The organism is Microbacterium invictum, assembly GCF_014197265.1.
Taxonomy (GTDB): Bacteria; Actinomycetota; Actinomycetes; order Actinomycetales; family Microbacteriaceae; genus Microbacterium; species Microbacterium invictum.
Genome location: NZ_JACIFH010000001.1, coordinates 1,229,740 through 1,249,490 on the forward strand (window position 1 = coordinate 1,229,740; position 19,751 = coordinate 1,249,490).

Consider the following 19,751-nt stretch of genomic DNA (forward strand, 5'->3'; position numbering starts at 1 on the left):
TCTCTGCGATCACGGCGCCCGCGCGACGCCCGGCGGCGCGCGACGCCCCGGCGCCGCCGACCGCAAGTGCGCAGAAGCGCAAGTTCGCAAGATCGCACGAACGTCGCATCGATTCGGCGATTTCGGTGCGGACTTGGCGCGAATCTGCGAAGTTGACGAGGCGACCGTCAGCGCGCGAGGGCCTCGTCGATCATCGCGATCACGTTCTCGGTGCCCGTGCGGGTGCCGACGGATGCCGCGGCCTCGCGCATGCGCGTCAGCGCGGCCTCGTCGGTGAGCAACGGCACCACCTCGCTGCGCACGCGGCCGGGGGTGAAGTCGGCATCCGCGATGATCCGGGCGGCACCGGCCTCCACCGCGGAGGCGGCGTTGAGCGCCTGCTCGCCGTTGCCCACGGCGTAGGGCACGTAGACAGCCGGAATGCCGAGCGCGCTGATCTCGCTCACGGTCGCCGAGCCGGCCCGTGAGACGATCGCGTCGGCCAGGGCGAACGCGAGGTCCATCCGGTCGATGTACGGCACGGCGACGTAGGCCGCGTCGTCCGAGGCGACGACCTCGTTGCGCTCCCCGGTCGCGTGCAGCACCTGCCACCCCGCGGCGACGACATCGCGCCATGACCCGGTCAGCGCCTCGTTGAGCCGCCGGGCGCCCAGCGACCCGCCGAACACCAGCAGCACGGGGCGCGCGGCGTCGAGCCCGAAGAAGGCCGCGGCCTCGATGCGCGATCCTTCGCGGTCGAGGTCGACGATCTCGCGGCGCAGCGGCATCCCGACCACGCGCGCACCCTTCAGTGGCGTCCCGGCGAACGCGACCCCGCTGAGCGCGCCGCTGCGGGCGCCGAGGATGTTCGCCAGACCCGGTCGAGCGTTGGCCTCGTGCACCACGAACGGGATCTTCTCCCGCCGCGCGGCGACGTATGCGGGCGCCGAGGCGTAACCCCCGAAGCCGACCACGATGTCCACGTCGTGCGCGCGGATGTGCGCACGCACCTGCGCGATCGCGCGCGAGAACCGCGCCGGGAACCGCAGCGCGGCGCCGTTCGGCCGTCGCGGGAAGGGCACCTTGTCGACGATCAGCAGCTCGTAGCCGCGCGCGGGCACGAGCCGGGCCTCGAGGCCCTCCTTCGTGCCCAGCACGAGGACGTCGTCGTGCGCGTCACGCGGGCGCAGCCCGTCCGCGACGGCGAGCAGGGGGTTCACATGGCCGGCGGTGCCGCCGCCGGCCAGCAGGTAGGTGGTCACCGAGTCGAGGGTACCCGCTGCCGGCCCGGGCGCTGCGCGACGGGCGGGATGGATGCCGGTGTGATCGTGCGCGCCAGCGACAGCAGCACGCCGCACGCGAGCAGCACCGACAGCAGCGAGGTACCGCCCTGCGACATGAACGGCAGCGGCACGCCGAGCACGGGGAACACGCGCAGCACGACGCCGATGTTGATGAGCGCCTGACCCACGATCCACACCGTGATGCCGCCCGCGACGATGCGGATGAACGGATCGTGCGTCTTGCGGATGACGTGGAACGCGCCGACGGCGAACAGCGTGAACAGGGCGAGCACCACGGCGCAGCCGATGAGGCCGAGCTCTTCGCCGACGATCGCGAAGATGTAGTCGTGCGAGGCGGCCGGCAGCCACGAGTACTTCTCACGGGAGTTGCCCAGGCCCAGGCCGAACACCCCGCCGTTGGCGAGCCCCCAGATGCCGTGCAGCGGCTGGTAGCAGCCGTCGGCGTAGTCGGCGAGACAGTCCGGGTTCAGGAAGCTCATGATGCGGGCCATGCGGTTCGGGCTCGTGACCGCGAGGAACGCGACGATGCCTGCCGCGGCGATCAGCGGCAGCACGAAGATCCGCAGCTTCACCCCCGAGAAGAACAGCGCGCCCAGCATGATGAGCACCAGGATCATCGCCGTGCCGAGGTCTTCACCGGCGACGACCGAGCCGATGACGAGCGCGCCGACCGGCACCACCGGGATGAACACGTGCTTCCATGAGCCCAGCAGCGTCTGCTTGCGGTACAGGACGTATCCCAGCCACAGCGCGAAGGCGAGCTTGAGGAACTCGGACGGCTGCATCTGGAAGCCGCCGACGATGATCCAGTTGCGGTTTCCGTCGTTGACGTCGCCCAGCGGCGTGAACACCAGCATCTGCAGCGCCAGAGCGGCCAGCAGCGCGATCCACGAGATGCGCTTCCAGAACGCGATCGGAAGACGGCTCGCGATGAACATCAGCGGAATGCCGAGGATGGCGAAGACGGCCTGCTTGAGGACGACCTCGAACGGGCTCTCGCCCTGCGCGGTCGATGTGGCCATCGTGGCCGACAGCACCATGACGAGGCCGAATCCGGTCAGCAGCAGCGCCGTGGAGGCCAGCAGCAGGAACTCGCTGGGGACGGGCGCGAAGGCCCGTCCGAGTGACACGCGCGCCGAGAAGCCGTGCGGGGAGTCAGCCGAGGCCGGAGGGGTCGTCGTCGTCGCCACCGGCACCCTCCCCATCCGTTCGGTCCATCCGTTCGCGCACCGCGGCTGCGAAGCGGTGCCCGCGGTCCGCGTAGGACGCGAATTGATCGAAGGATGCCGCTGCCGGAGCGAGGAGGACCACGTCTCCGTCTTGTGCGATACCCGCCGCCAGCTCGACGACCTGTGCCATGACGTCTTCAGTCTGAGCCGCATCGACCTCGAAGACCGGGACCGCCGGCGCGTGTCGTGCGAACGCCGCGGTGATGGCCGTGCGCTCGACACCGATGACGATCGCCGCCTTGGCCGACGCGCCGCGCCCGGCGACGAGGCCCGTGATGTCGACGCCCTTGAGCAGCCCGCCGACGACCCACACGGCACCGGGAAAGGCGGTCAGCGACGACGCGGCGGCATGCGGATTGGTCGCCTTCGAATCGTCCACCCACGTGACGCCGCCGGCGACGGAGACGACCTCGATGCGGTGCGGGTCGAGGCGGAAGGACGCCAGGGCGTCGCGGATCGCGGCCGGGGCCACATCCAGTGCGCGAGCGAGGGCGCTCGCGGCGAGGATGTTCGCGACGATGTGCGGCGCGGCAAGGCCCCGCGCGGCGAGATCGGCGACCGTCGTCAGCTCGAGGGCACTGTCGCGGCGCTCGTCGAGGAACGCCCGGTCGACCACGATGCCGTCGACGACGCCGAGGTCGCTCGGCCCGGGCACGCCGAGGTCGAACCCGATCGCCCGGCATCCTTCGACGACATCGGCGTCCTCGACCATCTCGCGCGTGGCGACGTCGGCCTTGTTGTACACGCAGGCGACGCGGGTGTTCTCGTAGACGAACGCCTTCGCGTCGCGGTAGGCGGCGAACGAGCCGTGCCACTCGAGGTGGTCGTCGGCCAGGTTCAGGCATACGCTCGCGTACGGCGAGAGCGGCTCGGGACCGGTCTGCAGGCTCAGATACCAGAGCTGGTGGCTCGACAGCTCCACGACCAGCACGTCGAAGCCGCCCGGGTCGCGGACCGCGTCGAGCACCGGCACGCCGATGTTGCCGCACGGCGCGGCGCGCAGCCCGCCGGCGACGAGCATCGTCGCGGTCAGCTGCGTCGTCGTGGTCTTGCCGTTGGTGCCGGTGATGAGCACCCAGTCGGCGGGACGCCCGTCCGGGCGGCGCACCTTGTCGCGCACGCGCCAGGCCAGTTCGACGTCGCCCCACACGGCGATGCCGCTTTCGCGCGCCCACCGGATGACGGGGTGGTGCGGCGGGAACCCCGGCGAGGCGATGATCACATCTGCGCGGTGCGCGACCACGGCATCCGCAACCTCGGTGAGGGGTCCCGTCCACAGCTGCGCGCCGATCACGGGGATCAGGCGCTCGTACTCCTCGTCGGCGGTCTCGGTGGCCACCAGCACGTCGGCGCCGAGCTCGGCGAGGGTGTCGGCGACCGAGAACCCGGTGACCGACAGGCCCAGCACGACCGCGCGCAGCCCCTTCCAGTCGGCGTGCCAGCTCGTCAGCGCGTCGAGGCGGGGCTCGGTCACAGCGCTGCCAGCCAGGCGACGTAGAAGAGGCCGACGCCGGTGACCGCGAGCATGCCGGCGATGATCCACATGCGCACGACGATGGTGATCTCGGGCCAGCCGCGCATCTCGAGGTGGTGGTGGAACGGGCTCATCAGGAACAGCCGCTTGCCGCCGGTCGCCTTGAAGTAATACCGCTGCAGGATCACCGATCCGGGGCCGATGATGAAGATGCCGGCGACGACGATCGCGAGGATCTCGGTGCGCGAGAGGATCGACATGGCCACGACGACGCCGCCGATGGCCATCGAGCCGACGTCGCCCATGAAGATCTTGGCCTTGGGGGCGTTCCACCAGAGGAACCCGACCAGGGCGCCGACGAACGACGCCGCGATGATCGTGAGGTCCATCGTGTTGGGGGTGTCGTAGCAGGCGTTGCGGTACGCGCCCACCAGCGCCTCGTTGCTCGAGCAGCGCTGCTGGAACTGCCAGAACGTGACGAGGCTGTATGCCGAGATCGTGAAGATGCCGGCGCCGGTGGCCAGGCCGTCGAGGCCGTCGGTGAGGTTTGTCGCGTTGGACCACGCCACCGACAGGAAGGACACCCAGATCAGGTACAGCACCCAGCCGACCACGGCGCCCAGCGCCATGAACGAGAGGGCGTCGATGTCGCGGAAGAACGAGATGTAGGGGGATGCCGGGGTGTGGCCGAGCGCATTGGGGAAGTTCAGCGCGAGAACACCGAACACCACCGCGACCAGCACCTGGCCGACGATCTTGCGCCAGCCGGACAGCCCGAGACTGCGCTGCTGACGCACTTTCATGTAGTCGTCGATGAACCCGACGGCACCCAGGCCCACCATCATCCAGATGACCAGGAGCCCGGAGATCGTCGGCGGCGCACCGCCGGTGAGGGTTCCGGCGAAGTAGCCGACGATGGCGCCGAGGATGAAGATGAGCCCGCCCATGGTGGGCGTGCCGCGCTTGGCGTGATGACTGGGGTTCGTCACGTCGTCGGGGGTGCGGATGACCTGGCCCCAGCCCAGCTTCTCGAACAGCCGGATGAACAGCGGAGTGAGGAACAGGGTGAAGGCCAGCGAGATCGTCGCGGAGGCTAGCAGGGATCTCACGAGAACGATTCTCCCAGACGATCCCCGAGATGACGCAGACCCGCCACGTTCGAGGATTTGACCAGCACGCGGTCGCCGTCGCGCAGCTCGCCCATGAGGTAGCCGTAGGCCTCGTCGGCGGTCTCGAAGAAGACGGCCTCGCCGTCCCACGAGCCCTCGCCGATGGCCGAGATGAACAGACGCCGGGCGTCGGCGCCGATCACGACGATGCGCTCGTACCGCAGCCGCACCGCGAGCAGCCCGACGCGGTCGTGCTCTTCACCGGCCTGGTCGCCCAGCTCGCTCATGGCGCCGAGCACGGCCACCTTGCGCTGCCCGGGCTCGGTGATCTGCGCCAGGGTGCGCAGGGCCGCGGCCATCGAGTCGGGGCTCGCGTTGTACGCGTCGTTGATGATGCGCACCCGGTCGGATCCCAGCGGCTGCATACGCCAGCGCTCGGCGATCTCGAGCGTCTCGAGGCGTGCGATCGCGTCGGCGGCGGGCACCCCCAGGACACCTGCGGCAGTGATGGCGGCGAGGGCGTTCATGACGTGGTGGGCGCCCAGCACCTGCAGGCGCAGAGCGTGGGGTTCGCCGTCGACGGTGATCTCGCTGATGGTTCCGGATGCCGTGACCTCGACATCGTCGGCCCGCACGTCCGCCGTCGTGCGGTGACCGAACCACCGCACGGTCAGATCGCGTGCCGCCGCGACGGTGGCCATCGATGCGACGCGGGCGTCGTCGGCGTTGAGCACGACGACGCCGCCGGGCCGGACGGCTTCGACCAGCTCGGTCTTGGCCTTGAGCGTCGCCTCGACTCCCCCGAAGCCGCCGGCGTGGGCCAGGCCGACCATGAGCACGACGCCCACATCGGGGGTGACCAGGCCCGCCAGCCGGGCGATCTTTCCTGGTGCGTCGGCGCCGAACTCGCTGACGAGGTATCGCGTGGTCTCGGTGACGCGCAGCATGGTGAGCGGCGCCCCGACCTCGTTGTTGTACGAGGCGCGCGGCGCGACCGTCTCGCCCTCGTCCTGCAGGATGCGGGCGAGCATGTTCTTGGTCGTCGTCTTGCCGTTCGAGCCGGTGATGCCCACCACCCGCAGGTCACCTGCGGCACGCACGCGCGCCACCACTTCGCGCGCCAGGTCGGCCAGGGCCGCCACGGCGTCGGCGACGACGATCTGGGTGACGTCGGCCTCGACGGTGTGCTCGACGATCGCCAGCACGACGCCCGCCTCGGCGGCGCCGGCGACGAACCGGTGCCCGTCGGTGACCTCACCCGGCTTCGCGACGAAGATGTCGCCCGCGCCGAGGTTCCGCGAATCGGTGTCCACTGTCCCCGAGACGACCGTCTCGGGAGTGTCGGAGCCGGCGGTGTGGAGCGCACCTGAGACGGCTGCGGCCACCTCTGCGAGCGTCATGCGGATCATGGTGCGGGTACCTCATGTGCGGGCGCGTCGGCCGGCCGCATCATTTCGTGACGGGGAGCAGGGGGGTCTCCGACTCCGACGGCATGACGCGGTAGTGCGTGAGCACCTGCGTCATCGCCTTCTTGAAGACGGAGCGGTTCGCCGACGACATCCGCTGCTTCATCGGTTCGTTGAAGACTGCAATGACAACGTACTGCGGATCGTCGGCGGGTGCGTAACCGACCAGCGACGTGAAGAAGATGTTGTTCTTGTACTTGTTCGTGCCCGGGTCGATGACCTGCGCCGTTCCGGTCTTTCCCGCCACGCGGTAGCCGTCGATCTTGATGTCGTCGGCGAGCGTGCCCTGCGCGAACACGTTCTCGAGCATGAGGCCGACCGTCTCGGCCGTCTCCTTCTCGATGACCCGCTCGGGCTCGGGCAGGTCGGGCTCCACGACGGTGCCGTCGGCCAGCGTGCACGACTCGACCAGCGACAGCGGCTCGCGCACGCCGCCGTTGGCGATCGTCTGGTAGACGCTGGCCACCTGCGGCACCGTGACGGTGAACGCCTGGCCGAACGTGGTCGTGTAGTACGTCTGGTTGTCCCACTGCTCGGTGGGGAGGTAGACGCCGTCGGGCTCTCCCGACCAGTCCAGGTCGGTGCCCTGCCCGACGCCGAACTTCTGCAGGTACTCGAGGCGGGTCGCGGGGTCGACGGTCGTGCCGAACTGCGACAGCGCCACGTTCGACGAGGTGACCAGGCCCCCGGTGAGCGTCAGGTTCTGGGTGGCGTGGTGCTCGGAGTCGTTGATGACGGCGCCGTTGTCGAACACCATGCGGTCGGGGGCGACGACGGTGGAGTACGGCGTGAGGCCGGCCTGCTCGATCGCGGTGGCCGCGGTGACCGGCTTGAACGTCGATCCGGGCTCGTACGAGTACCGCAGCAGACGGGTGGCCCGGTCTTCGGGCTCGGAGGCGCCGACGTCGTTGGGGTCGACCGTGGCGGTCTCCGCGGCGGCACGGATCTTGCCCGTGGCGACCTCGACGACCATGATGCCGCCCCAATCGGCATCCATTCGATCGGTCTCCTCGGCGATCAGCTGCTGCATGTACCACTGCAGGTCAGTGTCGACGGTGAGCTTCAGGGTGCCGCCTTCGACGGCGGGATCTTCGACGACGGTGCCCGGGATGATGACGCCGTCCGCACCGCGCTGGTAGACGCGTTCGCCGTCGCTGCCGGTCAGGCAGTCGTTCTGGAGCGCCTCGATGCCCTCGAGCGGTTCGCCGTCCGAGCCGACGAACCCGAGGATGTTCCCGGCGACGGCGCCGTCCGGATAGGTGCGCGAAGGCACCTGCGGGAAGGACAGGAAGGGCATGCCGAGCACGGCGAGGTTGCGGTACTCCTCGGTGGAGACCGCCTTCTTGATGAGGGCGTAGCGCTTGTTCGGGTCGACGGCGACCGCCTCGTCGACGATCGCCTGGACCTCTTCGGCGCTCTGGCCGGTCACCTCGGCGATCTGCGCCGCCAGCTCGGGCCACGGCACGTTGATCGGTTTGCGGTCGTCGTCGTAGACGATGTTCCCGGCGGCATCGGTCTCGTTGATGCCCTTCGCGGCGAGCATGGGGTCGATCTGCACGTTGTAGAGCATCGTGCTCGTGGCCAGGACCTCGCCGTTGGTGTCCACGATGTCACCGCGACCGCCGTGCAGGGCGATGGCCATGCCGGTCTTGCCCCGCGAGTCGGCGATGTGGCCGTTGGCGTTGACGACCTGGATGTCCACGAGCCGGATGACGAATGCCGCCAGGATCACCAGGACGACGGCGAGGGCGACGACGGTGCGACGGCGGGGGCTGCGGGTGGCTCGGGTCGTCATGTTCTCAGTGTGTGTCGGGGGTCGGCAGACCGTCGGTGATCGGCGGGGGTGTCGGGATGTTGAGCAGGGCGTCGTCGACGGCGGTGCCGCTGTCGAGGCTCGACTGCGGGTCGGTCACCAGCGGCACGCCGTTGATCAGCTCGTTGCCGACGGCGGCGCGGGACAGCGCCCGGATCGAGGAGCTGTCGCCGGCGGCCTTGCCGGTGCCGGCGATCGCTCCGTCACTCAGTCGCAGGTGGTTGGGTATCTGCCCCACGACCATGCCGAGCGCCGACGCGTTCGCGGCGAGGTACTGCGGCGAGCTCAGGCCGGCGACGTCGTCGGCGAGCATCTGGCGCTGCCAATCGAGCTCGCGCTGCTGACTGGTCAGCGACGCGACCTCGTATGAGCCCTGGGTCGTGAGGATCGACAGGCCCATCTGCGCGGCGGCGATCGCCAGGGCGCCGCCGACGGCGATGATGCCGTACAGCAGCCGCGGCCGGCGCGCCGGCTGCGGCTGTTCGAGGGCGCGGAGGCCGCGCCGGGGGTCGGATGCCGGGGACGGCGCCGGGGCGGCGATGCGCGGCGAGGTCGGTGCCGGGTAGATCGGCAGCGCGGGCAGGCTCATGCCGCCTCCCTGATCCGTTCGAGCGCGCGCAGGCGCACGGGGGTGGCCCGGGGGTTGCGGGCCTTCTCGTCGTCGGATGCCTGCTCGGCGCCGCGGACCAGCAGCCGGAAGCGCGGAGCGTGCTCGGGAAGTTCGACGGGGAGTCCGGCGGGCGCCGTGGACGCCACGGCATCGGCGAATGCGCGCTTGACGAGCCGGTCCTCGAGCGACTGGTACGACAGCACGACGATGCGCCCGCCGACCGGCAGCAGGTCGAGGGCGGCCGGCAGTGCGCGCTCGAGGGCGGCCAGTTCGCCGTTGACCTCGATGCGCAGGGCCTGGAACACGCGCTTTGCGGGGTGGCCCGAGCGCTCGCGCTGCACGGCGGCGGGGGTCGCCGCGATGAGGATGTCGACCAGCTGTCCCGATCGTGTGATCGGCTGGGTGAGTCGCGCCTGGAGGATCGCGCGGGCGTAGCGGCCTGCGAGCTTCTCCTCTCCGTAGCGCTCGAAGATGCGCCTCAGGTCGCCCTCGCCGTAGGTGGCGAGGATGTCGGCGGCGGTGGTGCCCGCGGTCTGATCCATCCGCATGTCCAGGGGCGCGTCCTGTGCGTAGGCGAAGCCGCGGTCAGCTTCGTCGAGCTGCAGCGACGAGACGCCGAGGTCGAACAGGATGCCGTCCGCGCGGTCGCGACCGGTCGAGGCGACGGCGTCCGCGATCCCGTCGTAGACGGTGTGGACGAGGGCGACGCGGTCGCCGAAGGGGGCGAGCCGCTCCCCCGCGATGCGCAGGGCGTCGGTGTCGCGGTCGAGTCCGATCAGGTGGACGTTCGCGAAGCGCTCGAGGAGGGCCTCGGAGTGTCCGCCCATGCCCTCGGTGGCGTCGACGAGCACGGCGGAATCGCGCTCGAGCGCGGGGGCCAGCAGCTCGACGCAGCGGTCGAGGAAGACGGGGGTGTGGATGTCGCGGAGGTTCATGATGTGTCGGGGTGACCGGGGCTCTGATCCCCATCCGCCTCGACCTGGCACCGGGGAAGTGTGTCAGGGCGTGCGGCTGGGAGTCACAGCCACGGTCAGAACAGTCCCGGAATCACCTCCTGCTCCATGTCCGAGTAGATGTCTTCGTTGCCTTCGGCGTACGCGTTCCACGCCTCGGCGTTCCAGATCTCGGCGTGCGCGCCGACGCCGGTGACGACCAGTTCGCGGCCGAGGTCGGCGTAGGTGCGCAGGTGCGGCGGGATGGTGATACGGCTCTGGCTGTCGGGCTTCTCGTCGCTGGCTCCCGAAAGGAACATGCGCTGGAAGTCACGCGCCTGCTTGTTCGTCAGCGGGGCCTCGCGGATCCGCTCGTAGACCCGCTCGAATTCCTTCGTGCTGAAGACGTAGAGGCACCGCTCCTGACCGCGGGTGACGACCAGGCCGTCGCCGAGGTCGGTGCGGAACTTCGCCGGGAGGATGACCCGCCCTTTGTCGTCGAGCTTGGGGGTGTACGTGCCCAGCAACATCGGCCACCACCCCCTTTCGACCCGGCCGTCTCAATTGCGCGCCACTTTACTCCACTTTCCTCCACTTCACTATCCATTCCGGAAGGTCGTCTCCACTCGGGCACAAAAAAAGCACCGACCCGAAGGTCGGTGCTCTGTATCCGGTGCGGCGGCGGGGCGATCAGCCCTTGTCGTTGCGGCGATCCCAGCGTTCGTTCATGCGGTCCATGAAGGATCCGGACGACTGCGGCGCCGGGGATGCCTTCTTCGTGCCCGCGTCCGCCCGCGGCGCGGAGGCGGTCCGCGACGGCGTGACCGCGAGGATGACTCCGGCGACCATGATCAGGAAGGCGATGACGCCGACGATGATGAGACTGCTGGAGATGCCCACGATCAGGGCGGCGATGCCGACCAGCACGAGGATCGAACCGTAGACGATGTTGCGGTAGCTGAGGGACTTGCCGGCGCGCGATGCGCTGACGACGTCTGCGTCGTTGTGCATGAGATGGCGTTCCATCTCATCGAGCAGCCGCTGCTCCTGCTCTGACAGTGGCATGCTTCCCCCTCTGGAGTGTTCAGTCCATTCGATTCTAGCCGTCCCGACGAGAACTAGGCTAGGCCCGTGTACTCCGACGGCGACCCGATCGAGGCGGTTTCCCAGCGACTGGATAGCTTCGTCCAAGATCAGCGGGCGGTCGTGGGCGATTGGGGCGACGAAGCCGCCCGGTTCGTCGATGCGGGAGCTGCGGCTCTCCGCGGTGGAAAGCGCCTGCGTGCGCGTTTCTGCCTCACCGGCTGGCAGGCCGTGGCCGCGCACCGCCGGCCTGCGACGCCCGGCGCCGATGTGATCACGGCGGCGGCCGCGCTCGAGGTGTTCCAGGCCGCGGCACTGGTGCACGACGATCTCGTCGACAACTCCGACACACGCCGAGGCCGGCCCGCCTCCCACCGTGCCCTCGAGGCCGCGCACCGCTCGAGCGGATGGGACGGCGACGCCGCCGAGTTCGGTCGCTCCGCCGCGATCCTGCTCGGCGACCTGCTCGTGGCGTGGAGCGACGATCTGCTCGAGACGGGGCTGAGCGAATCCGCGCACGCCGCCGCCGCCCGCGGCGTCTACGCGACCATGCGTCGCGATGTGACCATCGGGCAGTTCCTCGACGTGGCCGAGGAAGCGGCATTCCGGTCGGCGCCGGAGTCCGAGCATGCGGCGCGCGCCCTGCGCGTGGCGTCGCTGAAGTCCGCCCGGTACAGCGTGCAGCAGCCGCTGCTGCTGGGTGCTGCGCTCGCGGGGGCGGATGCCGCGCAGAACGACGCGCTGGAGGCCTTCGGCCATCCGGTGGGCATGGCGTTCCAGCTGCGCGACGACGTGCTGGGCGTGTTCGGCGACGCCGCCGTGACCGGCAAGCCGTCCGGCGACGATCTGCGCGAGGGCAAGCGCACTCTGCTGGTCGCCTACGCGCGAGAGAATCTCGCACCCGGCGCCCGCCGGGTCTTCGACGAGCTCGTCGGCGACCCGGCCCTCGACGACGAGCAGGTCGCCAGCCTGCAGTCCACGATCATCGACACCGGTGCGCTGACTCGCGTCGAAGCTCACATCGCGGCCTACGCCGGCGACGCCGACCGCGCCCTGCGCGGCGCTCCGCTGGACAACGCCGCCGTCAGCACGCTGCGCGATCTCGCGCGCGCGGCGACCGCACGGGTCTCCTAGCTCGGCTCAGGCGCTCAGGCGCTCAGTCGTGCAGTCGCTCAGGCGAGCGTCTGCGCGACCCGGCGCACTTCGCTCTTGCGCCCCTGCCGCAGCGCCTCGATCGGAGCGATGCCGATCGAGTCGTCGGCCGCGAGGAGCCAGTCGATGACCTCGTCGTCGCCGAACCCGGCATCCTGCAGCACGATCACCGTGCCCCGCAGCGAGCCGAGCGGCTCGCCGTCGACGAAGAACACCGACGGCACCTTGAACGCGCCGTCGCGGCGGGAGCCGACCAGATGCCGTTCATCGAGCAGGCGACGCACGCGCCCGAGGGACTCGCCGGTCAGGGCGACGACCTCGGGAAGGGCGAGCCATTCGGTCGGGACTGTCGGAGTGGTTTCACCGGTCACGAGTTCCACTATTCCACCCGGAGCACGCCCGCGTTCGCCATCCTCCGGGGTCGGCGTCTGATCACTTTCGTCACATCTGTCACTCCTATATCACTGGTTGACACGAATTTACTTCCGTGACACGGTGGCTGAGTCTAAAAAAGAGGGGGAAGCTCTTGCGACGACACCATCACCGCGGCCGCCCATCGGCCCCGTCCCGCTTCGGATTGCCGGCCGCCATCCTCGGATCGATAGCGCTCTCGCTGTCGGCGATTCCCGCTCACGGCGCAACGGAGCCGACGCGCGACGCCGATCACGAGTCGCACCGGCAGCCCGTCTCGCTTCGCGACACGGTCACCGTCACCGGCGCCGGCGCGGCGACCCCGGCATCCACCTCCACCTTCTCGGCGGCGTCCGTGGTCGGCGCGGCCGCGGCATCGACGACCTACACGGTCAAGCGCGGCGACACGATCAGCGCGATCGCCGCGCGGCACGGCCTGCGCACGAAGGATCTGCTCGCCTGGAACGGACTCGGCTGGTCGTCGACCATCTTCCCCGGTCAGACGCTGAAGCTGTCCGGGACGGCCGCCGCCTCGGCACCCGCCGCTCCGAAGGCCGCGACATCGGCCGGCAACACCTACACGGTCAAGCGCGGCGACACGCTGTGGGCGATCTCGCGCACCCAGGGCACCTCGGTGGCGAACCTGATGAAGCTCAATGGGCTCAGCGCCGGGTCGATCATCCACCCCGGTCAGAAGCTCGCACTCTCGGCCGGGACCACCGCGCCCGCCTCGGCGCCCGCGGCGTCGAAGCCCGCGGCATCCACTCCCCCGGCATCGACGGGAAGCGCATCGAAGACCCACACCGTCGCCAAGGGCGACACACTGTGGGCGATCGCGAACACGCACGGCGTGTCGGTATCGACGCTGCTCACCCTCAACGGGCTGAAGAGCTCGTCGATCATCTACCCCGGGCAGAAGCTCTCGGTCAAGATGGCGGCGGCGCCGGCGTCGTCGTCCGCTGCGCCTGCGCCGAGTGCACCCGCACCGAAGCCCGCCGCCCCAGGCGGAGCCTCGCACACCGTCGCCGCCGGCGAGACGGTGTGGGCGATCGCGCAGAAGCACGGCACGTCGGTCGCCGCTCTGCTGAGCGCGAACGGGCTCGGCGATGCGTCGATCATCTACCCCGGGCAGAAGCTGACGATCCCGTCGGCGACGGGGCTGGATGCCGAGCAGACCGCGAACGCACAGCTCATCATCAAGGTCGGCCGCGACCGCGGCGTTCCCGAACGCGGCATCGCGATCGCCCTCGCCACCGCGATGGTCGAATCCGGCATCCGGAACCTCGACTACGGCGACCGCGACTCGCAGGGACTGTTCCAGCAGCGGCCGAGCCAGGGCTGGGGAACGGTGGCGCAGATCACCGACCCGTATCGCTCGACGGCGACGTTCTACGGGGGACCACAGGACCCGAACGGCGCGACCACGCGGGGGCTCTTGGATATCGCGGGGTGGCAGTCGATGGCGTTCACCGACGCGGCCCAGGCGGTGCAGATCTCGGCGTTCCCGGATCGTTATGGACAGTGGGAGACCACGGCCTTCGGCTGGCTGGCCGCGCTCGGCTGAACGTTTCCCCGGGTGAACGCCCGATTTCGCCGCGCGGACACGGGCATCTCCGTGCCCGCGAGGGGTGAGCCGCTCCCCGGGGTGGGGGTATCGGCTCCGTAGACTCTTCGCGTGAGCACGAGCCAGCAGACCGACCCGCTGATCGGCCGTCTGGTCGACAGCCGGTACCGGGTGCGCGCTCGCATCGCCCGCGGCGGGATGGCGACGGTGTACGTCGCGACCGACCTGCGGCTCGAGCGCCGCGTCGCGCTCAAGGTCATGCACAGCCACCTGTCCGACGACACCGTGTTCCAGGGCCGGTTCATCCAGGAGGCGCGTGCCGCGGCGCGGCTGGCCGACCCGCACGTCGTGAACGTGTTCGATCAGGGCCAGGACGGCGAGATGGCCTACCTGGTGATGGAGTACCTGCCGGGCATCACGCTGCGCGAGCTGCTGCGCGAGCAGCGCCGCCTGTCGATCCCGCAGACGATCACGATCATGGATGCCATTCTCTCGGGCCTGGCCGCCGCTCACCGCGCCGGGATCGTGCACCGCGACGTCAAGCCCGAGAACGTGCTGCTGGCCGAGGACGGCCGCATCAAGATCGGTGACTTCGGCCTCGCTCGCGCGACGACCGCGAACACCGCCAGCGGACAGATGCTGCTGGGCACGATCGCCTACCTGGCGCCCGAGCTCGTCACCCGCGGCACCGCCGACGCCCGCAGCGACATCTACGCGCTGGGCATCATGCTGTACGAGATGCTCGTGGGCGAGCAGCCGTACAAGGGCGAGCAGCCCATGCAGATCGCCTACCAGCACGCGACCGACTCGGTGCCGCGCCCGAGCGCGAAGAACCCGGGCGTACCCGAGCAGCTCGACGAACTCGTGATGTGGTCGACCGAGCGCGAGCCGGACGATCGCCCCCTCGACGCGCGCGCGATGCTCGATCGCCTGCGCGAGATCGAGAAGGATCTCGGCGTGTACCCGCAGGTCGTCCGGCAGGCGCCTGCGGGCGGCGTGGTGGGAGTGGTGGGCGTGGACGACGCCCTCGACTCCGACGAGCTCACGAAGGTGATGCCCGGAACCTTCACCGCTCCGACGGTCACCGAGGACGTCGACAACGCGACACTGCTGCGTCGCCGCACGCGCCGCAACGCGAACAAGGGCATCTGGCTGCTGCTGATCGTGCTCCTGCTCGCCGGACTCGCCGCCGGGACAGGCTGGTGGTTCGGCTCCGGTCCGGGTTCGCTCGTCGCGGTGCCGACGATCGAGGGCGGCACGTTCGACCAGGCCCGGGCGACGCTCGAGGAGTACGATCTGGTGGCCGTCGAGGGCAGCGACACCAGCCTCGAGGTCCCGGCGGGCACCGTCATCCGCACCGACCCCGGCGCGGGCGTCCGGCTGGACAAGGGCGCCGAGGTCACGGTCGTGGTCTCTGCCGGCCCCGCCTCGCAGGACATCCCGCCACTGGCGGGCGCGACGCTGGACGACGCCACGGCGGCGCTCGACGGCATCCACATCACCGTCAGCGACACTCCCGAGCGCTTCACCGAGGAGGCCGCCGGCACGGTCATCGATGCGACCATCACCACCGGAGTGGGCGGCGATGCCCACGAGGTCGGCTGCGCCCAGGGCTGCACCGCGCTGGAAGGCTCCACCGCCGTCCTGTACGTCTCGCTCGGCCCGGTGCCCGACGTCGTCGGCGATACGCTCGATGAGGCGACGTCGACTCTGAAGGACGTCGAGCTCGAGGTGACGAGCGCCGAGGAATACAGCGACACCGTCGAGTCGGGCCGCGTGATCAGCATGGGTGAGCGCGAGGACGGCGGCAACTTCCGCCCCGGCGACACCGTGCACCTCGTGGTGTCGAAGGGCCCGGCTCCGATCCAGGTGCCCGACGTGGTCGGACGCACCGTCGCCGACGCGATGCAGATCCTCCGCGACGCCGGCTTCGAGGCCGGCACCGCGCTGCCCGAGCTCGTCTGGGGCATCTTCACCGTCAGCAGCACAGATCCCGAGGCGTGGGAGTGGCGGCAGCGCGGTACGAACGTCACCGTGCGGGCGACCGGCTGATCACCGAGTCGCACAACCGCGCCAGTTCGCGGCATCCGCGCCATCAATACCTGGAGCGGATGCCAGAAACAGGCGCGGATCAAGCGTGAGGGCGCCGTGAGAAGGCGCGAATGCCGCGCGCGCGTCGGCGGCTACGCCGGCTCGGCATCGTCGCCGCTTCGAGGTATTCGTGCACGGCCGCGTCGGTCGGCACGGTCTTCAGTTCGCTCATGGGAGCCAGCTCCAAGCTCTGCATGTGGTTCGGGCGCGGGTCCAATGTGACGGCTGGGTGCGCCCGCCTCACAGCCTGAATAGCTGCGGTCACCTGAGTTGGGGAGCGGGCGTCGTCGCCGGAGGAAGGCGATTCGCCGGAGGAAGGCGAAATGCGGCGCAAAACTGCCTTCCTCCGGCTATCTGCCTTCGGCGGGCGAGGGCCGGTGAGGGATGGCGACGGGCGCCCGCGCCTCAGAGCTTCTCGAGCTCCTCGGCCACCAGGAACGCCAGCTCCAGGCTCTGCATGTGGTTCAGTCGCGGGTCGCACAGCGACTCGTAGCGGGTCGCGAGGGTCGCCTCGTCGATCTGCTCCGAACCGCCCAGGCATTCGGTGACGTCGTCGCCGGTGAGCTCGACGTGGATGCCGCCCGGGAACGTCCCGACCGCGCGGTGCGCCTCGAAGAAGCCGCGCACCTCGTCGACCACGTCGTCGAAGCGACGCGTCTTGTAGCCCGTGGGGGTCGTGATGCCGTTGCCGTGCATCGGGTCGGTGACCCACAGCGGCGTCGCGCCCGAGTCCTTCACGGCCTGCAGCAGCGGCGGCAGCGCGTCGCGGATCTTGCCGGCGCCCATGCGCGTGATGAACGTGAGACGCCCGGGCTCGCGCTCGGGGTCGAGCTTGTCGATCAGCGCCAGCGCCGTCTCGGGCGACGTGGTCGGTCCGAGCTTCACGCCGATGGGGTTGCGGATCTTCGAGAAGTAGTCGACGTGCGCGCCGTCGAGGTCGCGCGTGCGCTCGCCGATCCACAGGAAGTGGGCCGACGTGTTGTACGGGGTCATGGTGCGCGAGTCGATCCGCGTCATGGGCCGCTCGTAGTCCATGAGCAGGCCCTCGTGGCCGGTGTAGAACTCGACGCGCTTGAGCTCGTCGAAGTCGGCGCCGGCAGCCTCCATGAACTTGATGGCCCGGTCGATCTCGTTCGCGAGACGCTCGTACTGCTGATTGGCGGGGTTCTTCGCGAAGCCCTTGTTCCAGGAGTGCACCTCACGCAGGTCGGCGAAGCCGCCGGTGGTGAACGCGCGGATCAGGTTGATCGTCGACGCGGCGGTGTGGTACCCCTTCAGCAGCCGCTGCGGGTCGGCCTGGCGCGAGAGGTCGGTGAAGTCGTAGCCGTTGACGATGTCGCCGCGGTATGCGGGCAGGGTCACATCGCCGCGGGTCTCGGTGTCGGACGAGCGCGGCTTGGCGAACTGGCCCGCCATGCGACCCATCTTCACGACCGGCATCGAGGCGCCATAGGTCAGCACGACCGCCATCTGCAGCACCGTCTTGATGCGGTTGCGGATCTGCTCGGCCGTCGCCCCGGCGAACGTCTCGGCGCAGTCGCCGCCCTGCAGCAGGAACGCCTTGCCGCTTGCGGCACGCGCGAGCCGGTCGCGCAGGTTGTCGACCTCACCGGCGAAGACGAGCGGCGGCAGCGTCGCGATGTCAGCGGACACCGCGGCGACGGCATCCGGATCGGGCCAGGAGGGCTGCTGCTTGATCTCAAGAGCGCGCCAGTGATCGAGATCATCGTGCAGGGAGGGCATCCGCCAAGTCTAGCCATGCGCGGCGGTCCCCCGGCGCCTCATGACGGGGGTCTGCGGTCCTTCACCGTCGATGCGTAGACGTCGTCGTACTCCTGCGCGCCGAGCCGCTGCAGCGCGACCATGATCTCGTCGGTCACCGATCGCAGCACGTAGCGGTCGGACTCCATTCCGGCGAAGCGGGAGAAGTCCAGCGGCTCGCCGATGATCATTCCCACGCGGCCGATGCGCGGAACCGGGCGGCCGATCGGCATGATGGCCCCGGTGTCGACCATCACGACCGGGATCACCGGGACGCGGGCCTCGAGCGCCATGCGCGCCAGCCCGGTGCGACCCCGGTAGAGCTTGCCGTCGGGACTGCGGGTGCCTTCGGGGTAGATCCCGAGCAGGCTCCCGGAGCCGAGCACCTGCAGGCCGGTGTTGAGCGAGTCCTCCGACGCCTTGCCGCCGGTGCGGTCGATCGCGATCTGGCCCGTCGCCTTCATGAACATCCGGGTCGCCCAGCCCTTGATGCCCTTGCCGGTGAAATAGTCGCTCTTGGCGAGGAACGACATCGGCCGGTCGATCATCAGCGGCAGGAAGACCGAGTCGCTGACCGACAGGTGATTGCTGGCGAGGATCCCCGGACCCGAAGCGGGGATGTTCGTCCGGCCCACGATCCACGGCCGGAAGATCGCCTTCACGATCGGTCCGATCACGATGTACTTCATGAACCAGTAGAACATCGGCTACCCCCGGATGTGGGCCAGGTCTGCGACGCCGATGAGGCCGGCGTCGTTTCCGAGCGTAGCGATGGCGAAGGATGCCACGGGGCGCGCGCCGTGGCCCGGGAGCGCCGTGGCGTACGCGGCCTTGACCGGTTCGAGCAGCCGGTCGCCGAGGCTGGCGACCCCGCCGCCGATGACGAACAGGTCGGGGTCGAGGACCGCCTGGAACTCGCCGCAGGCCTCGCCGAGGGCCGTCGCCACGCGGTGGATGGCCTCGAGGGCACCGGCATCCCCCGCCTGGACGAGACGTTCCATCTCGGCGCCCGGGATGACCCCTTCGGCCGTGCGCGCGTCGGCCAGAGCGGCGCCGATGCCGCCCGCATCGGCGATCTCGTTCGCCTCGCGCTGCAGGGCGCGGCCCGACGCGTACTGCTCGAGGCAGCCCAGCTGTCCGCAGCCGCAGGGGCGCCCGCCGCGGATGAAGCGGATGTGGCCCAGCTCGCCGCCGATGCCGTTGCCGCCGATCAGCAGCTCGCCGCCGATGATGACGGCGCCGCCCACGCCGGTGCCGAGCGTCAGCATCGTCATGTTCGCGGAGCCCCGCCCGGCGCCGAAGCGGTACTCGCCCCAGCCGGCCGCGTTGGCGTCGTTCTCGAGGGTGACGGGGCGGCCGATGCGCTGCTCGAGCTCTGCGCGCAGCGGCTCGTCGTGCCAGTCGATGTTGGGGGCGTGGATGATCACCGAGCGGGTCGCGTCGATGAACCCGGCCGCGGCGACGCCGACGGCGTGGATCTCATGGCGCTCGGCGAGGGCCCCGACCATCTCGGCGACGGCATCGGCCAGCGCAGCCGGCGCTTTCGGGGTCGACACCCGCAGCCGCTCCATGATCGTGCCGTCCTCTGCCACGACGCCACCGGCGATCTTGGTGCCCCCGATGTCGATGCCGACGTTGCGCACGCCACTCCTCTCCGTCGTCGCGGATGGTGCGACAACCCTGAAGTCTAGTGCGCTGCCGAACCCATCCGCAGGCGGCGCGGTCACGCGCGGCCCGTCCCGCGACGAGCGGACTGAGACCGGTATTCGGGCC

Annotated in this window: 18 protein-coding genes; 3 read left to right on the plus strand and 15 right to left on the minus strand. The window is 70.0% G+C overall.

What is annotated here, in order from left to right; translation table 11 throughout:
• Positions 1 to 167: 167 nt before the first annotated feature.
• From BKA10_RS05970 to BKA10_RS06015, 10 genes are all read right to left on the minus strand, one after another.
• A complete protein-coding gene (locus BKA10_RS05970; RefSeq protein ID WP_183499054.1) occupies positions 168 to 1,241 on the minus strand; it encodes a glycosyltransferase in 1,074 nt (357 codons plus the stop codon).
• Positions 1,238 to 2,473, minus strand: coding sequence for a putative lipid II flippase FtsW (gene ftsW, locus BKA10_RS05975; protein WP_248198927.1), 1,236 nt, complete (start codon positions 2,471 to 2,473; stop codon positions 1,238 to 1,240). Before ftsW ends, BKA10_RS05970 begins: the two co-directional genes overlap by 4 nt.
• On the minus strand, positions 2,439 to 3,986 hold the full coding sequence (gene murD / locus BKA10_RS05980) for a UDP-N-acetylmuramoyl-L-alanine--D-glutamate ligase (RefSeq protein ID WP_183499056.1): 1,548 nt from the start codon (positions 3,984 to 3,986) through the stop codon (positions 2,439 to 2,441). Before murD ends, ftsW begins: the two co-directional genes overlap by 35 nt.
• Positions 3,983 to 5,095: a phospho-N-acetylmuramoyl-pentapeptide-transferase gene (gene mraY, locus BKA10_RS05985; RefSeq protein WP_183499057.1), complete on the minus strand. Its 1,113-nt coding sequence runs from the start codon at positions 5,093 to 5,095 to the stop codon at positions 3,983 to 3,985. Before mraY ends, murD begins: the two co-directional genes overlap by 4 nt.
• Entirely contained in the window at positions 5,092 to 6,504 is a 1,413-nt protein-coding gene (locus tag BKA10_RS05990; protein ID WP_183499058.1) for a UDP-N-acetylmuramoyl-tripeptide--D-alanyl-D-alanine ligase, read from the minus strand. Before BKA10_RS05990 ends, mraY begins: the two co-directional genes overlap by 4 nt.
• A 40-nt stretch (positions 6,505 to 6,544) precedes the next feature.
• Positions 6,545 to 8,356 carry a peptidoglycan D,D-transpeptidase FtsI family protein gene (locus tag BKA10_RS05995; protein ID WP_183499059.1) on the minus strand — a complete coding sequence of 604 codons (1,812 nt, stop codon included), beginning with the start codon at positions 8,354 to 8,356 and terminating at the stop codon, positions 6,545 to 6,547.
• A 4-nt stretch (positions 8,357 to 8,360) separates the two neighbouring features.
• The gene (ftsL, locus tag BKA10_RS06000) at positions 8,361 to 8,963 is read right to left on the minus strand and encodes a cell division protein FtsL (RefSeq protein WP_183499060.1); all 603 of its coding nucleotides are present in this window, start codon (positions 8,961 to 8,963) and stop codon (positions 8,361 to 8,363) included.
• The gene (rsmH, locus tag BKA10_RS06005; protein WP_183499061.1) at positions 8,960 to 9,919 is read right to left on the minus strand and encodes a 16S rRNA (cytosine(1402)-N(4))-methyltransferase RsmH; all 960 of its coding nucleotides are present in this window, start codon (positions 9,917 to 9,919) and stop codon (positions 8,960 to 8,962) included. The genes ftsL and rsmH overlap by 4 nt, the downstream gene beginning before the upstream one ends.
• Positions 9,920 to 10,014: 95 nt before the next feature.
• Positions 10,015 to 10,446, minus strand: a complete 432-nt coding sequence (mraZ, locus tag BKA10_RS06010) for a division/cell wall cluster transcriptional repressor MraZ (RefSeq protein ID WP_183499062.1) — start codon at positions 10,444 to 10,446, stop codon at positions 10,015 to 10,017.
• A 160-nt stretch (positions 10,447 to 10,606) separates the two neighbouring features.
• Positions 10,607 to 10,981 carry an SCO2097 family morphological protein gene (locus BKA10_RS06015; protein WP_183499063.1) on the minus strand — a complete coding sequence of 125 codons (375 nt, stop codon included), beginning with the start codon at positions 10,979 to 10,981 and terminating at the stop codon, positions 10,607 to 10,609.
• A 66-nt stretch (positions 10,982 to 11,047) separates the two neighbouring features.
• Here BKA10_RS06015 and BKA10_RS06020 point away from each other — a divergent pair, with 66 nt between their 5' ends.
• Positions 11,048 to 12,133, plus strand: a complete 1,086-nt coding sequence (locus BKA10_RS06020) for a polyprenyl synthetase family protein (RefSeq protein WP_183499064.1) — start codon at positions 11,048 to 11,050, stop codon at positions 12,131 to 12,133.
• Between the two features lie 38 nt (positions 12,134 to 12,171).
• On the opposite strand, the gene BKA10_RS06025 is transcribed toward BKA10_RS06020, so the two are convergent.
• Entirely contained in the window at positions 12,172 to 12,522 is a 351-nt protein-coding gene (locus BKA10_RS06025; protein ID WP_183499065.1) for an Rv2175c family DNA-binding protein, read from the minus strand.
• A gap of 206 nt (positions 12,523 to 12,728) precedes the next feature.
• On the opposite strand from BKA10_RS06025, the gene BKA10_RS06030 reads away from it, so the two are divergent.
• On the plus strand, positions 12,729 to 14,126 hold the full coding sequence (locus BKA10_RS06030; protein ID WP_241739906.1) for a LysM peptidoglycan-binding domain-containing protein: 1,398 nt from the start codon (positions 12,729 to 12,731) through the stop codon (positions 14,124 to 14,126).
• Between the two features lie 111 nt (positions 14,127 to 14,237).
• Positions 14,238 to 16,178, plus strand: coding sequence for a Stk1 family PASTA domain-containing Ser/Thr kinase (gene pknB, locus BKA10_RS06035; protein ID WP_183499066.1), 1,941 nt, complete (start codon positions 14,238 to 14,240; stop codon positions 16,176 to 16,178).
• Between the two features lie 79 nt (positions 16,179 to 16,257).
• Here pknB and BKA10_RS16615 read toward each other — a convergent pair whose 3' ends face one another.
• From BKA10_RS16615 to BKA10_RS06050, 4 genes are all read right to left on the minus strand, one after another.
• Complete coding sequence (locus tag BKA10_RS16615; protein WP_277816517.1) at positions 16,258 to 16,389, minus strand: hypothetical protein; 132 nt, start codon at positions 16,387 to 16,389, stop codon at positions 16,258 to 16,260.
• A 233-nt stretch (positions 16,390 to 16,622) separates the two neighbouring features.
• The gene (locus BKA10_RS06040) at positions 16,623 to 17,960 is read right to left on the minus strand and encodes a class II 3-deoxy-7-phosphoheptulonate synthase (protein ID WP_183499067.1); all 1,338 of its coding nucleotides are present in this window, start codon (positions 17,958 to 17,960) and stop codon (positions 16,623 to 16,625) included.
• Positions 17,961 to 17,998: 38 nt separating this feature from the next.
• Complete coding sequence (locus BKA10_RS06045; protein WP_183499068.1) at positions 17,999 to 18,682, minus strand: lysophospholipid acyltransferase family protein; 684 nt, start codon at positions 18,680 to 18,682, stop codon at positions 17,999 to 18,001.
• Positions 18,683 to 18,685: 3 nt separating this feature from the next.
• Positions 18,686 to 19,621, minus strand: coding sequence for an ROK family glucokinase (locus tag BKA10_RS06050; RefSeq protein WP_183499069.1), 936 nt, complete (start codon positions 19,619 to 19,621; stop codon positions 18,686 to 18,688).
• Positions 19,622 to 19,751: the final 130 nt, after the last annotated feature.